The sequence below is a fragment of the Arthrobacter sp. SD1074B genome (genome assembly GCF_056780195.1).
The window spans coordinates 1,637,317-1,652,130 of the sequence record NZ_JBRAZT010000001.1 but is presented as its reverse complement, the minus strand read 5'-3'; the positions used below and the strand labels follow the sequence as shown (position 1 = coordinate 1,652,130).

Here is a 14,814-nt window from a genome sequence, read left to right as displayed (position 1 = left end):
GGCGAGCCTGCCGGGCCGGGACCGGCCCCATGCATAACCTTTCACTGTGAACCCCCTCGACCAGGTTCCGGCGGATTTTCTCTTCGCCCTGGGGACCCTTCGAAAAGCACGGTGCCGCAGCGAGCTGCGCCTGGACGAGATCCCGGCACCCGGGCGGCTCGCGCCCTTCGCGGTGGCGCTCGGCGCGGAAGTTGTCGTCCCCGGCGACGCCGCAACAGGCGCGGTCCACGGACCGGCGGCCGCCGCCCTGGTGCCGGCGTCCGGAAGCGACGACGTCGAACTCGCCACCGGCCGCTTCATCCTGCTGCACGACCCGGACGGCTCGGCCGTCTGGGACGGCGAATTCCGGATTGTCACCTACATCCGCGCCCAGCTGGAGCCGGATATGGGCAACGACGAGATGCTGGGTTCCGTTGCCTGGACCTGGCTCGTCGAAGCGCTGGAAAACCACCAGGCCGAGTACCGTTCCGCTGGCGGCACGGCCACCCGGGTGCTCTCCGAGAGCTTCGGCACGCTCGCCGACCGGCCCGGAACCATCGACATCGAACTCCGCGCGTCCTGGACGCCGGCCGGCAGGGACATCACCGCCCATCTGGAGGCGTGGTCGGACATGGTCTGCACCTTTGCCGGCCTGCCGCCGCTGCCCGAGGGCGTTTCCGCACTGCCCCGACGGCGTCCGCGGCAGGCATGACCTGGACCGGAGCGACGCAGCCTCGGCCTGCACGGACAGGGTTGTCGGTAAACTGGAGTCATCATGACCCCTCATAATCCGGAAAACAGCACGGCGGGCACCGCCACCAACACCGCCGCCGGCACACTCCCCTCCGCAGTGGCCAGCCCAACCGACGCCGGGGACACCGCAGCCCACATCACGGTGGAAGGCTTCGACAGCCTGGTCCCCGAGGTCATCGACCTCGACGCCCCCCGTGACGGCGTCCCGCTCGTCATCGAGACCAGGGCGGGACTGGAACGCTGCGCCGCCGCCTTGGCCGCCGGCCACGGACCCGCGGGAGTTGATGCGGAACGCGCCTCCGGATTCCGCTACGGCCAGCGCGCCTTCCTCGTACAGATCCGCCGCGAAGGCGCCGGCACCTGGCTGATCGACCCCGAGCCGTTCGGCGACCTGCGCATCATCAACGAGGCACTGCGCGGCGTTGAATGGATCCTGCACGCGGCCAGCCAGGACCTCCCCTGCCTCTCGGAACTCGGCATGTGGCCGGACAAGCTCTTCGACACCGAACTCGCCGCCCGGCTGGCCGGACTACCGCGGGTGGGCCTCGCCGCCGTGATCGAACAACTCCTGGGCTTTGGCCTGGCCAAGGAACACTCCGCCGCCGACTGGTCCACCCGGCCGTTGCCGGAACCCTGGCTGCGCTACGCCGCGCTTGACGTCGAGGTCCTCACCGAACTGCGCGAAGAGCTGATCGAGCTCCTCACCGCCGACGGCAAACTGGAGTACGCCGAGCAGGAATTCGCCGCGATCCTCGAAGCCGGCCAGGCGCCGCCGCGCGTCGATCCCTGGCGCAAGACCTCCGGGCTGCACCAGATCCGCGACCGGCGCCAGCTCGCCGCGGTCCGCGAACTCTGGCTGGAGCGCGACTCGCTGGCGCAGAAGCGTGACGTCGCCCCTGGCCGGCTTATCCCCGACTCGTCCCTCGTGGCCGCCGCCAAGGCCATGCCCAGTACCGTCCCGCAACTGCTCGGCACCAAGGGCTTCCACGGCCGGGCCGCGCAGCGCGAGGCCCCGCGCTGGCTGCGCTGCATCAGCACCGCCCGGAGTCTTGAGGAACTCCCGCCGCTGCACCTGCCCACCAACGCTCCGCCGCCGCCGCGCGTCTGGGCCGATCGGGATCCCGAGGCCGCCGCACGGCTCGCCACCGCCCGGCCCAAGCTGCAGGCCCAGGCCGAGGAGCTGAACCTGCCGGTCGAAAACCTGCTCACCCCCGATTACCTGCGCCGCGTGGCGTGGCGGCCGCCGGCGGAGATCAGCGAGGAAGGCATCGCCGAAGAGCTGCAAAACCTTGGCGCCCGGCAATGGCAGATCCAGCTCACCGCCCCGCTGATCGCGGACGCCTTCCTCAACCCGCAGCCGCTGCCCGCAAAGGACGCCAAAGCTGCTGCGGCGGACCCCGCAGCCCCGACCGACGCCGTTTCCTGACGGCCGGCCCACCCACTCCTTGCCAGCTATGTTACTCATTAGTAACATAGCTAGGGATGCCGCCTGATCAGGTCTGTCCATCCGGGCCCCCAACCGGGCGACGGAGATCCGGCACCCATGTCTCAATGAGGAGTAATACGTGAGCCAAGCCAGCACCGGAAACCACAGCGGCGCAAAGCCGAGCATCGGACGACGCAACGCCGTCCGCGACGTCGTATTTGTCGACGGCGTCCGCACCCCCTTCGGCCGGGCCGGCGAGAAGGGCATTTACGCCGGAACCCGCGCCGACGACCTGGTGGTCAAATGCATCCGCGAACTGATGCGCCGCAACCCGTCCCTGCCGGCCGAACGGATCGATGAGGTGGCCATCGCCGCCACGACCCAGACCGGCGACCAGGGCCTGACCATCGGCCGCACCGCGGCCCTGCTGGCCGGGCTGCCGCGGACGGTTCCCGGTTTCGCCATCGACCGGATGTGCGCCGGCGCCATGACCGCAGTGACGACGACGGCCAGCGGCATCGGCTTCGGCGCTTACGACGTCGTGATCGCCGGCGGCGTCGAGCACATGGGCAACCACCCGATGGGCGCCGGCGCGGACCCCAACCCGCGTTTTATGTCCGAACGGATCGTGGATCCGGCCGCGCTGAACATGGGCAACACTGCGGAAAACCTGCACGACCGTTTCCCCGCCATCACCAAGGAACGCACGGACGCTTACGCCGTGGCCTCCCAGGACAAGCTGGCCGCGGCCTACGCCAAGGAACAGATCCAGCCGGACCTGGTCCCCGTGGCCACCATGAAGCCGGGCCAGGGCTGGACCGTCAACACCGTGGACGAGCCGCCGCGGCCGGGCACCTCGCTGGAGGACCTCGCCGCACTGCGCACCCCGTTCCGGGCCCACGGCCGCGTCACCGCCGGCAACGCCGCCGGCCTCAACGACGGCGCCACCGCGGCCCTGCTCGCCTCCGCCGACGCCGCCGGGGAGCTTGGCCTGCCGGTCAAGATGCGCCTGGTCAGCTACGCCTTCGCCGGCGTCGAACCGGAGGTCATGGGGATTGGCCCGGTCCCCGCCACCGAAAAGGCGCTCAAGAACGCCGGGCTCGGCATCGGGGACATCGGGCTGTTCGAGATCAACGAGGCGTTCGCCGTGCAGGTCCTTAGCTTCCTGGACCACTTCGGCATCGCCGACGACGACCCCCGGGTCAACCGCTACGGCGGCGCGATCGCCGTGGGGCACCCGCTGGCCTCCTCCGGTGTCCGGCTGATGAACCAGCTGGCCCGGCAGTTCGAGGAGGACCCCGGGGTCCGCTTCGGCATGACCACCATGTGCATTGGCCTGGGCATGGGTGCCACCGTCATCTGGGAAAACCCGCACCACGCCGACTACGGCACCGACTACCCGACCACCGAGACTGGAGCAGCAGCATGAGCGCCGCCGATTTCCACAAGCTTGCCGAGCTGTTTCCGAACGAGACGGTGACGCATTCCTACGTCCAGGACATCCAGCTCCCCGCCGTCGACGGCAAGAGCCCCGGCACCTTCGCCCTGGTCACCCTGGACAACGGCCTGGACCACTCCAAGCCCACCACCCTGGGCCCGAACACCCTGATCGAACTCGGCACCGTGCTGGAGGGGCTGCGGGAACGTGCCGCGCGCGGCGAGATCACCGGCGTCGGCGTGACGGGCAAGCCGTACTTCCTGGTTGCCGGCGCGGACCTGTCCACGGTCAAATCGGTCAGCGGCCGCGAACAGGGCCTCTGGATGGCCCAGCTCGGCCACGACGTCTACGCCACCCTGGCCAACCTCGGCGTTCCCAGCTTCGCCTTCATCAACGGCCTGGCCCTGGGCGGCGGGCTGGAGATCGCCCTGCAGTCCACCTACCGCACCGTCTCCACCGGGGCCGGCGCGCTGGCCCTGCCGGAAGCGTTCATCGGCCTGATCCCGGGCTGGGGCGGGGTGTACATCCTGCCGCGGCTGATCGGTCCGGAAAACGCCGTCAAGGTGATGATCGAGAACCCGCTGAGCAACAACCGCACCCTGACGGGCCCGCAGGCCTACGACCTCGGCGTCGCGGACGCCATCTTCGAGCCGGCCGACTTCGTCGAGCAGTCCGTCGCCTGGGCCGCCCGGGTAATCGCCGGCGCCGCCGTCCCCGAGCGCGCCAACGCCGTCGACCCCTCCGCGCCGGACGTTGCCGAACGCTGGGCCGGCGCCGTAGCAGCCGGCCGCGCCTTCGTGGAGGCGAAGACCTCCAACGCCTCCCCCGCCCCGGCCAAGGTGCTGGACGTACTGGAGGCCAACCGCACCATGACGCAGGCCGAATCGGCAGAACTGGAATGCCGGACGCTTGCTGACCTGATGCAGACCGACGAGTTCCGCTCCACGGTGTACGCCTTCCTGGACCTCGTGCAGCGCCGTTCCAAGCGCCCCGCCGGCGCCCCGGACCGCAAGCTCGCCCGCCCGGTCACAAAGATCGGCGTCGTTGGCGCCGGCCTGATGGCCAGCCAGCTCGCGCTGCTCTTCGCACGCCAGCTCAAGGTGCCCGTGGTCCTGACGGACATCGACCAGGCACGCGTGGACAAGGGCGTGGACTACGTGCACGCCGAGGTGGACAAGCTGCTGGCGAAGAAGCGGATCAGCGCGGACGCCGCCAACCGGACCAAGGCCCTGGTCAGCGGCTCCGTGTCCAAGGAAGCCTTCGCCGACGCCGACTTCGTGATCGAGGCCGTCTTCGAGGAGCTCAACGTCAAGAAGCAGGTGTTCAAGGAGGTCGAGGCGATCGTCTCACCCGAGTGCATCCTGGCGACCAACACGTCCTCGCTGTCCGTCACCGCCATGGCGGAGGACCTGCAGAACCCTGAACGGCTGGTGGGCTTCCACTTCTTCAACCCGGTGGCCGTGATGCCGCTGCTGGAGATTGTCCGTGCGCCGAAGACCGACGACGCCGTGCTGGCCACCGCGTTCGAGCTGGCCAAGGGCCTGAAGAAGTCCGCGGTGCTGGTCAAGGACGCCGCCGCGTTCGTGGTCAACCGGCTGCTGCTGCGGCTGATGGGTGAAGTGACGGCAGCCTTTGATGAGGGCACCCCTGCCGAGGTCGCGGACAACGCACTGCGCCCGATGGGCCTGCCGATGACGCCCTTCACCCTCGGAGCCATGGTGGGGCTCCCTGTCGCGCAGCACGTCCAGGAGTCGTTGCACGCCGCTTTCGGTGACCGATTCACGGTGTCCAAGAACCTGCAGGTCCTGATCGACAACGGGATCACCTCGCTCTGGGACCCGGCCTCAGTGAAAGCCGGCAAGCCGGTGATCCCGGCGGAGACCCTGGCCCTGATGTCCTTCGGCGATTCGCCCTCCACCGCCGAGGAAGTGCTGCGCCGCACGCAGGACGCCCTCGCCGAGGAAATCGGCCTGATGCTGGCCGAAGGCGTGGTGGCCGGGCCGGAGGACATTGACCTCTGCATGATCCTCGGTGCGGGCTGGCCGATGTTCCTGGGCGGCATCACCCCCTACCTGGACCGGGTGGGCGCCTCCGAGCGGATCAACGGCAAGAAATTCCTGGCACCCGGCGTGGCGTCGGAACCGGCCGCCTAGCAGCCCAGGACGAAGGCGCCGCCGTCCCCGCCGTTATGGCGCGGGCGCCGGCGCCTTCGTTCGTTGCGCTTGGTCCGACGGAACCCCCGCTGCCGTCAGCACTCGCAGATCATCAGCACGTTGCCATCCGGGTCCTTGAAGTTGAACCACTGCCGGTGCGGATCTCCGTGACCTCCGCACCGGCGCCCTGCAGGTGGACGTGCGCTGCCTGGATGTCCCCCGTGTTGAGATGGAACGCGGGCACCCGGAAGACCGCGTCAGCGGAGAAGATTTTGCTGTCCAGGACCAGGCTGGCACCGTTCATCGGCAGCACATAGAGGTGGCCGAAGAGGATGTCGCCGTCCGCCGGGAAACCGAGCAGGCCGCTGTACCAGTCCCGGGCCTTGGCAATGTCGCTGACCGGGACGAAGACCGTCCCAATCTCGCGGGCGATCGGGTTTACCATCGATTCCTCCTGGTTGACGGCTTGGCCGCCGGGATACGGGAAAACACCAAGGAATATACAGCGCCGGGCGGTATGTGGCCGGTAACCGGCACCGTCAGAGTTCCCGCAGGCTCCCGCCGTCGAGAGCCAGGACGCGGTGGGCGTTGGTGCGCGCGTAGGCGAGGTCGTGCGTGACCAGCACGATGCCGGCTCCTCGCGCCGCCGCCGCGGCAACGGCGTGCTGCAGGCGCTCAAGGCCTTGCCGGTCCAGTCCCACGGTGGGCTCGTCCAGCGCGATGACCGCGGGCCTGCGGGCCAGGACCGTGGCCAGGGCCAGGAGCCGCTGCCGGGATGAGGGCAGCTCGGCCGGGTGCTCCTGCGCGGCGTCGGCGAGCCCGACGGCGGCCAGGGCCTCCTGCGCCCGCACGTCCGCCGCTGCGCCGAGGAGCCGGCGCAGCCCGAAGCTGACTTCCCGCAGCACCGTTCGTTCGAAGAGCTGGTCGCGCGGGTGCTGGAACAGGAGGCCGACCGAGGCTGCGATGCGGCCGGTCGGGATCCCCTGGATGCTTCTTCCGCCGACCAGCACCTCCCCGGTCCGGGGTTGCAACAGCCCGTTCAGGTGGCGCAGCAGCGTGGATTTGCCGGCACCGTTGGGACCGGTCACGGCAACGATTTCACCGGCCCGGACGGTCAGGTCCAGGTCCTGCAGCAGGGCCGCCCGGGGCGCATCCCGTGCGGGACGGCCGGGTGTATTCCTGGCGGATGCCTGCGCCGGACCGTAGCCGAAGCCAATCCTCCGCAGTTCAAGGAGCGGGGCCGCGGCGGCAGACCGAGCGGGCAGGTGCGCCGGGGTTATGGATGCGGGGCGGGCCTCCGTCACGACGCCGGCGTCGCGGACTGCGGGGCCGCCGGCCAGCTCGGCGGGCTTCCCCTCCGCTGTGGCCGTGCCGCCGTCCAGGACGATCCAGTGCCCGGCACGGCGGGCCAGCGCGCCGGCCCGCTGGCTCAGGAGGACGACGGCGGTGCCGGCGTCCAGCAACTGCTCCACCAGCTCCTCCAGCTGGCCGGCCCCTGCCGGGTCCAGGGAGGCCAGCGGATCGTCGAGGACCAGCACTTCGGGCCCGGCGATCACCGCGCAGGCGACGGCCAGCCGGCGCAGCTCACCGCCGGAAAGTTCCGCCGGGTCCCGGCCGAGCATGCCGGACAAGCCGGTCCGTTCGGCGGCGCGGGCCACCTGCCGGGTCATTTCCGGGCGGGGTACACCCCGGTTTTCCAGGCCGAAGGCCAGCTCTTCCGCCACGGTGGAGCGCACCGAGGACAGCATGGCGCCGGCATCCTGCGGCACGTAGCCCACGCGGCCGGACCAGGCAGCGGGGTTGATCCGGGGGTCACCGGGGCCGCCGTGGAACTCCAGGCGGTCAGCGCCGAGGGCCAGGCTGCCGCGCAGGGACCCGGAGTGGCCGGCCCGGATCCAGCCGGCGAGCAGCTTGCCGAGGGTCGACTTGCCGCTGCCGGAGCCGCCCAGCACGGCGGTCAGGGACCCGGGCAGGACGGAGAGCTGCACGTCCCGCAACACCGCGCCGGCGTCCCCGTGGAAGCTGAAGCTGCCGATCCGGGCTGCGGCCGCCGGCACCGCCGCGGAACTGTACTGCCCGCTGCACCGGTGCTGCCCGGGACCGGATCCGGCGGCGGCGGGGCCGGTCCCGGTCATGAGGGCATCCCTGCCGGCCAGGACGTGACCAGCCGCAGGACCACGGCGGCTGCGGCGAGCAGCAGCGCCCCGGCCCGGAAGATCCGCTGCCCGACAGGGTCCTGCACCTGCCGGTAGCTGGTCCGTGGACCGGGGGCACCGAAACCGCGCGCGTCCAGGGCCTGTGCCCGGAGTCCGGCATCTTCAACCAGGCCCAGGACCAACGGAACCGCCTGCAGCCGGGCGGCCGCGAGGCGGGACAAAAGCCCGCGGCGGACCACCAGGCCCCGCGCTTCCTGGGCCTGCCGGATCCGGGCCAGCCGGCCGGCCACGGCGGGAACCAGGGTGAGCGTGGAGGCCAGCACAAAGCTGAACTGCGGCGGGAGGCGCCGCAGTGCCAACGCCGTCGTCAGGTCCGGGACGTTGACGGTGAAGGAAAAGAGCAGAAGCGACAGGACGCACGCGGCCGTCCGCGAGGCGAGCTCCAGGGCGAACCCGAGCCCCTCGGCGGTGACGCGGGCAGGCCCCCACTGTGCCAGCACCGTGTGGCCCTCGGGGAAGAACAATCCGTGCAGCACCAGCAGGGACAGGAACAGCGGCGCCAGGATGACCGCTGCGGCCCCCAGCACCCGCCCGGCCACGCCCGCGCGTGCGGCGAGCAGCACGGCGGCCAGCGCCACCGCGGCCGACAGCAGCCAGCTGCCGGCCGCGGTCGTCAGCACGGCTGCGCAGCCGGCGGCGGTCAAGGCGGTGAGCGGGTGCAGGCGCATGGATTAGTCTTCGTGCGCCGCCGGTGCCTGGCCGGCGAGCACCCGGAAGCGGCGGACAAAGGCGAACTGGAACGTGGTGCGCCGCGGCAGGGCGTAGGCCAGCAGCGCGGCGATCGTGAAGACGATCGCCTTGTCCATCGGGTCAGAGATGAGGGCCTGCTTGGTGATGGCGGCCAGCAGGGTGTCGCCCATGGCGCGGAAGGCGCTGACGATCGCGCCGGTGCCCAGCCCCGCGGTTCCCCCGTAGACGAACGCCGCGATCGGGGCGGAGACGACGCCGGCGAGGATGCCGGTGAGGAAGCCTGCCACGGGAGCGAAGTAGAAGCGGCGGAAGAGTCCGGCGCGGGCGGCCAGCCCGGCGAGGAAGCCGATCAGCGCCGCTCCGGCAGCGAAGGGCAGCACGGTTGGGTTGAAGAAAGACCAGACGATGCTGCCGAGCACTCCGGTGGCGGCGCCGGCGGCCGGTCCGGCGAGGACGGCGATCAGGACCGTGCCGATCGCGTCGAGGTAGAAGGGCAACCCGGTGCTGCCCATCAGCTGGCCGAGAACCACGTTGAGCACGATTGCCACCGGCATCAGCACCAGGGTGGAGGTGGGCAGGACGGGCAGCACGGCCACGAGCAGCAGCACCGCGCCAAGCAGGAAGCCGCCAAGCGCCACCAGGGCGGAGAAGCTGGCCGGACCGTTGGCGATGTCCGCAGGCTGGCCGAGGACGAGGAAAACGTAGGTGGCGGCGATGGCCGCGGCACCGGCAAGTTCGAGCAGCCGGCGGCGGCCCGGAGCCATGCCGGAGCGGGCGTCGGCGTCGGGCAGGGTCAGGGGTTGCTGTGACACGGGAGAAGTCCTTCGGCTGGGGTTTGCTTTCGTCCGCCTCATGTCACCTCGGCGCAGCTATCATCTTAGCGATCCGGCGGGCCCGCCTGGACCACGGGCGCCCCGGGCGCGGCCGGCGGCCGCCGCTAGCGGGCGGCGAGGGAGCGCGCCAGCTTGCCCACGGAGGAGATCAGCTCGTCGAAGCATTGCCCGGGGTCGTTGCCGGTGACGATCCTGGCGTTCGGCGGCAGTCCCCAGAGGCCGCGGAAGTCGGCCACCGTGGTGCCGGCCAACAGCGGGGACTCTGTCTCGACGTCGACCGTCGCCAGCCGGGTGCTGAAGGGGGTGCGTCCGACGGCGGCGCAGGCGGCGAACGCGTCGTGCATGTGCGCCACATAGCCCTGGTCGTAGAGCCGGTGGAACTCCATGTAGAAACGGATCGCGTCCGACAGGCACGCGACCAGCGGGCTGCTGGAGCGGCTGCGCAGCCCTTCGGGCTGGTCCGGGAGCACCAGTTCGGGTTCCGGCGCCCCGGCGGCCTTGCCGAGCCGCCGCAGGTGCTCCGGCAGCATCTCGATCCGCTCCGTGGTCTCCAACGCGCAGACCACCGGCAGCTTGTCCTCGGGCAACCCGCGGTAGGCCGCGTAGACCTCCTTGGCGGCGTGCGGGTCCACGGCGGTGTTCCACTCCGCCGTCGGCGTGGTGTTGCCCTGGTAGTAGAAGCTGCCGCCCATGATCACCAGGCCCTTGAGCAGCCTCGGCAGCTCAGGTTCGCGGCGCAGGGCCAGGGCAAAGTTGGTCAAAGGTCCGGTGATCAGTCCGGTGATTTCCCCCGGATGCGCCCTGGCTTCCTCCACCCAGACGTCCACGGCGTGCCGGGCCGAGATCGCCTGGCCGGGTGCCGGCAATTCGGCGTGACCAATCCCCTGCGGGCCGTGGGTTTCCTCGGTCGTGACGAGCGGAATCTGCAGCGGGACCTCGGCGCCGACGGCGACCTCGACTCCTTCCCGCCTGCACAGCTCCAGCAGGGACAGGCTGTTCAGCGCCACCTGGCGGGCCCCGACGTTGCCGGCGGTGCAGGTAATGGCCTGCAACCGGACCTCGGGCCGGGACAGCAGGTACACGATGGCCAGGGCGTCGTCGATTCCGGTATCGACGTCCATCAGGACGCGTTGCATGGCGGCCCCCGCCCCGGGCGGTGAAGCGTTCAACACGGTAGGGCTCACAGCAGTGCGGCTCAGAACAGGGCGACCTTCGGCGTGCGCGGGAAGATCTCATCGAGTTCTGCCAGCTCTGCGGCGTCCGGCACCCAGGCGACGGCGGCGGCGTTCTGGCGGACCTGTTCGGGACGTGTGGCGCCGGCGATCACGCTGCTGACGGAGGGCTGGGCGGCGAGCCAGGAGAACGCGACCTGGATCTCGGTGAGGTTCCGTTCGGCGGCGAAGGCGGAGAAGGCGCCCAGCTGTTTCCAGTCGGCGTCGTGGACAAGGTTGGTCCGGGTGTGGCTCAGCCGGGATCCTTCCGGCGCCTCCCCCTCGGAGTACTTGCCGGTGAGCAGGCCGTTGGCCAGCGGGAAGTAGGGCAGCACGCCCAGGCCGTACGCCTCGGCGGCCGGGGTGACCTCCAGCTCGGCGCGGCGGTCCAGCAGGTTGTAGTGGTTCTGGCTCGAGATGAAGCGTGCTCCGCCGCGGCTGCGGGCGACGAACTCGGCCTCCGCTATCTGCCAGCCGGCCCGGTTGGAGTGGCCGATGTAGCGGACCTTGCCGCTGGTCACGAGCTCGTCGAGGGCGGCGAGGGTCTCGTCGATGGGCGTCATCGGATCCGGCGTGTGGAACTGGTAGAGGTCGATCCAGTCCGTTCCCAGGCGGCGCAAGGAGGCCTCGGCAGCCTTGATGATGTAGCGGCGTGAGCCGCGGGCACCGAAGTCGTTGCCGTTGGAGCCGCGCATGTCCATGCCGAACTTGGTGCCGATCACGGCGTCACCCCGGCGCCCGCCGAGCGCCTTCCCCAGCATGGTTTCGCTGAGCCCGGGCTCCCGGCCGTAGGCGTCGGCGACGTCGAAGAAGGTGATCCCGGCGTCCAGGGCCGCATGCACGACGGCGTCGGTCCCCTCCTGCGTCTCGGTGGCCGTGTTGGCCCGGCCCAGATTGTTGCAGCCAAGCCCCACCACGGAGACGGTCAGTCCGGAATTTCCTACGCGTCGGTATTCAGTCATGGGAAGTAGCCTACAACGGCCCGGGACTGCTCCCGGTCAGGCTCCCTGGCGCCGCTACCGGACGCCGCTACCTGGCGTTGCTATCCCGCGGGCAGTTCCAGCCCGTGTTCGTCCATGGCGTCCTGGAGTTGCGCTAGGGTGCGCGGGCAGACGCCCGGCATCCCGGCCAGCCGGCGGCGGCCCAGCTGCACCAGGTGCTCCAGGGTTTCCACCCCCGCGTGCGCCAGGGACTTGCGTGCCGGCGCCGCCAGCCCTGCGGGAAGTGGAGTGCTGCCTGGTCGAGGAGATTTACGCGTCATTGCTTTACCTTCCAGTCGCTTGCCCCCAAAACTGATGTGAGCCGTGCCCGGCTCCTAACAGGTGGTGCCCGGAGCAGGTGGTGCCTGCCAGGTGCCTAGAGCGTGAAGCTGTTGGCCGGTTTGGCCGAGTGCTTGAGCGCGAAGTCAGTGCTGCCGAACGGGGCGGCGCCGATGCTCAGCTTGGTGAAGTCGAGGTCCTCACCGCGGATGCAGACCTTGATCGCATTGACGGTCTTGTTGACGTCCGGAGTGAGGCAGAAAATGTTGAGCTTGGCGTCGGCGAACTCGGAGCGGTCCACCACGCCGAGGCCGCGCCAGGCAAGGTGGCTGATCAAGGCGTCCTTGGCTTTTTCCTCAAGGTAGCGGTCGCGGCTGGTGCCGTCCTTGGTCTTCAGCGCGTACTGCGCCACCACCCAGAACTGTTCCTCGTCCGGGATCTCCGCGTAGCCGTCCTCGGCGCACTGCGCCGCGAAGGCCTCCATCAGTCCCTCCCCCGCGGCGGCGTCGGCAGCCTCGGTCTCCTCGGTTTTGCTCTGGTGGCCGACGACGCCGTGGTTCATCACGAACTCGTGGTAGTCCTCGTCGATCCAGGCCTCCCTGAAGTGCAGGACTCCTTCTTCGTCGCGCTTGTAGACCCGGATGATGCCGCTCATGCTAAATCCCTTCGTAAACCGTCCGCGGTCAGTGCCGTCGAAGGGTGGTTGCTGTGCCTTGACGGCCTGGTCAAGCTCTTGGGGCGCCGCGTCCCGATCACAGGATTGGCAGGCTGCCGGTGCTGGGGTGCTGCTGGCCGGGCAGCGGCCGCGCGAACGGCACCTTGGTCCCGAGGACCTGCGCGACGACGTCGTGGGTGATTTGCTGGGCGGTCAGCCCGACCCGCTCCAGCACCTGGCTGCGGGTGCCATGGTCGAGGAACTCCACCGGCAGGCCCACCTCGTTGAGCGCGGTGTCCACTCCGGCGCCCCGCATTTCCTGCCGGATGCGGGAGCCGACGCCGCCGGCCCGGACGCCGTCCTCGATGCAGATCACGAGGCGGTGGTGTGAGGCGAGGGCGATGACGGACTTGGGCACCGGGAGGACCCAGCGCGGGTCCACCACCGTGGAGCTGATGCCCTGGGCGCCGAGCCGGTTGGAGACGTCCAGCGCGAGTTCGGACATGGCGCCGACGCTGACGATCAGCACATCGTTGTCGCTTGATCCGGCCGGGCGGCGGGCCAGCACATCCACGCCGTCGCTGAGCCGTTCGAGGGCTTCGACTTCCGCGCCGACGGTGCCCTTCGAGTAGCGGATCACGGTGGGGGCGTCTTCGACGGCGACGGCCTCGCGCAGTTCCTCGCGCAGCCGGGAGGCGTCGCGCGGCGCTGCCAGGTGCAGGCCGGGAACGATCTGGACCATCGCCATGTCCCACATGCCGTGGTGGCTGGCGCCGTCGGGCCCGGTAACCCCGGCCCGGTCCAGCACCACGGTGACGCCGGCCTTGTGCAGGGCGACGTCCATCAGCAGCTGGTCGAACGCGCGGTTCAGGAAGGTCGCGTAGACGGCCACCACCGGGTGCAGTCCCCCGAACGCCATGCCGGCCGCGGAGGTGAGGGCGTGCTGCTCGGCGATGCCGACGTCGAATACACGCTCCGGGTGGCGGGCGGCGAACTTGTGCAGTCCCACCGGGATCAGCATGGCCCCGGTGATGCCGACAATGTCCTTGCGTTCATCGGCGATGTCGGCAATCTCGTCCGCGAAGACGGCGGTCCAGGACTTCGCGCCGCCGGCCTCGGTGGGTTCGCCGGTTTCCGGATCGATGATCCCGACGGCGTGGAACTGGTCCGCCTCGTGGGCGCGGGCAGGGGCGTAGCCGTGGCCCTTTTCGGTCATGGCGTGGACGATCACGGGTCCGGCGTAATTCTTGGCCGTGGCCAGCGCATTTTCCATGGCCTGGAGGTTGTGGCCGTCCACCGGGCCGATGTACTTCATGCCCAGGTCCTCGAACATGCCCTGGGGCGCCCACCAGTCCTTGATGCCCTTCTTCATGGCATGCAGGCTCTTGTAGGTGAACTGCCCGGCGGGGCCGCCGCTCTGCAGCCGCTTCTTCCACCAGTCCAGGGCGCCTTCGTAGGCCGGCGCGGCCCGGAGCGAATCGATCGTGGGGCGCAGGGACGCGAGATAGTCGGCGACGCCGCCCACGGTCGGGGCGTAGGAGCGGCCGTTGTCGTTCACCACGATCACGACGCGGCGCTTCTTGTCAGCGGCGATGTTGTTGATGGCTTCCCAGGCCATGCCGCCGGTCAGCGCGCCGTCCCCGACGACGGCGATCACGTAGCGGTCCCCGTCGCCGGTCAGCTGCCGGGCACGGGAGATGCCGTCGGCCCAAGACAGTGAGGACGAGGCGTGCGAACTTTCGACGATGTCGTGCTCGGACTCTGCCCGGTCCGGGTAGCCGGACATGCCGCCCTGCTGGCGGAGCGTGCTGAAGTCCTGGCGCCCGGTGAGGAGCTTGTGCACGTAGGACTGGTGGCCGGTATCGAAGACGATGCTGTCGCGGGGGGAATCGAAGATCCGGTGCACCGCAATGGTCAGTTCAACGACGCCGAGGTTCGGCCCGAGGTGTCCTCCCGTCTGGGAGACGTTGCCGATCAGGAACTCCCTGACCTCGGCTGCCAGCTGGTCCAGCTGCGCCGGTGACAACTTGCTCAGGTCCTGCGGATTCCGGATGGTCTCCAAAATTCCCAACGGCCCCTCCTTGCGGGTAGTAGACATGCCTTTTAACTCTAACGCCTCTTCGGCGCGGCCTGGTGCCGGGCGGGTGCGGTAAAACGAAAGCCCCGGTCCGTCAGGGACGGACCGGGGCTTTCGCGGGATG

General features: G+C 70.0%; 13 protein-coding genes. 4 read left to right on the top strand and 9 right to left on the bottom strand.

Annotation, left to right across the window (positions count from 1 at the left end):
* Positions 1-46: 46 nt before the first annotated feature.
* From ACUYM2_RS07585 to ACUYM2_RS07570, 4 genes are all read left to right on the top strand, one after another.
* Positions 47-691 (top strand): DUF3000 domain-containing protein, encoded by a 645-nt coding sequence (locus tag ACUYM2_RS07585; protein WP_481599521.1) that lies wholly within the window; start codon positions 47-49, stop codon positions 689-691.
* 63 nt (positions 692-754) lie between these two features.
* Entirely contained in the window at positions 755-2,158 is a 1,404-nt protein-coding gene (locus ACUYM2_RS07580) for an HRDC domain-containing protein (protein ID WP_481599520.1), read from the top strand.
* A gap of 184 nt (positions 2,159-2,342) precedes the next feature.
* Positions 2,343-3,587: a thiolase family protein gene (locus ACUYM2_RS07575; RefSeq protein ID WP_481601434.1), complete on the top strand. Its 1,245-nt coding sequence runs from the start codon at positions 2,343-2,345 to the stop codon at positions 3,585-3,587.
* On the top strand, positions 3,584-5,749 hold the full coding sequence (locus ACUYM2_RS07570) for a 3-hydroxyacyl-CoA dehydrogenase NAD-binding domain-containing protein (protein WP_481599519.1): 2,166 nt from the start codon (positions 3,584-3,586) through the stop codon (positions 5,747-5,749). Before ACUYM2_RS07575 ends, ACUYM2_RS07570 begins: the two co-directional genes overlap by 4 nt.
* A gap of 112 nt (positions 5,750-5,861) precedes the next feature.
* Here ACUYM2_RS07570 and ACUYM2_RS07565 read toward each other — a convergent pair whose 3' ends face one another.
* The 9 genes from ACUYM2_RS07565 to dxs form a co-directional block, all read right to left on the bottom strand.
* A complete protein-coding gene (locus tag ACUYM2_RS07565) occupies positions 5,862-6,194 on the bottom strand; it encodes a VOC family protein (protein WP_481599518.1) in 333 nt (110 codons plus the stop codon).
* A 94-nt stretch (positions 6,195-6,288) separates the two neighbouring features.
* On the bottom strand, positions 6,289-7,884 hold the full coding sequence (locus ACUYM2_RS07560; protein ID WP_481599517.1) for an ABC transporter ATP-binding protein: 1,596 nt from the start codon (positions 7,882-7,884) through the stop codon (positions 6,289-6,291).
* Positions 7,881-8,633 carry an energy-coupling factor transporter transmembrane component T gene (locus ACUYM2_RS07555; RefSeq protein ID WP_481599516.1) on the bottom strand — a complete coding sequence of 251 codons (753 nt, stop codon included), beginning with the start codon at positions 8,631-8,633 and terminating at the stop codon, positions 7,881-7,883. The genes ACUYM2_RS07560 and ACUYM2_RS07555 overlap by 4 nt, the downstream gene beginning before the upstream one ends.
* A gap of 3 nt (positions 8,634-8,636) precedes the next feature.
* The gene (locus ACUYM2_RS07550) at positions 8,637-9,467 is read right to left on the bottom strand and encodes an ECF transporter S component (RefSeq protein ID WP_481599515.1); all 831 of its coding nucleotides are present in this window, start codon (positions 9,465-9,467) and stop codon (positions 8,637-8,639) included.
* Between the two features lie 125 nt (positions 9,468-9,592).
* Positions 9,593-10,624, bottom strand: coding sequence for a nucleoside hydrolase (locus tag ACUYM2_RS07545; protein ID WP_481599514.1), 1,032 nt, complete (start codon positions 10,622-10,624; stop codon positions 9,593-9,595).
* 59 nt (positions 10,625-10,683) lie between these two features.
* The gene (locus ACUYM2_RS07540; protein WP_481599513.1) at positions 10,684-11,661 is read right to left on the bottom strand and encodes an aldo/keto reductase; all 978 of its coding nucleotides are present in this window, start codon (positions 11,659-11,661) and stop codon (positions 10,684-10,686) included.
* An 80-nt stretch (positions 11,662-11,741) separates the two neighbouring features.
* Positions 11,742-11,960: a helix-hairpin-helix domain-containing protein gene (locus tag ACUYM2_RS07535; RefSeq protein WP_481599512.1), complete on the bottom strand. Its 219-nt coding sequence runs from the start codon at positions 11,958-11,960 to the stop codon at positions 11,742-11,744.
* Positions 11,961-12,055: 95 nt separating this feature from the next.
* Complete coding sequence (locus ACUYM2_RS07530) at positions 12,056-12,613, bottom strand: hypothetical protein (RefSeq protein WP_481599511.1); 558 nt, start codon at positions 12,611-12,613, stop codon at positions 12,056-12,058.
* Between the two features lie 97 nt (positions 12,614-12,710).
* On the bottom strand, positions 12,711-14,684 hold the full coding sequence (dxs, locus tag ACUYM2_RS07525) for a 1-deoxy-D-xylulose-5-phosphate synthase (RefSeq protein WP_481601433.1): 1,974 nt from the start codon (positions 14,682-14,684) through the stop codon (positions 12,711-12,713).
* Between the last annotated feature and the right edge of the window lie 130 nt (positions 14,685-14,814).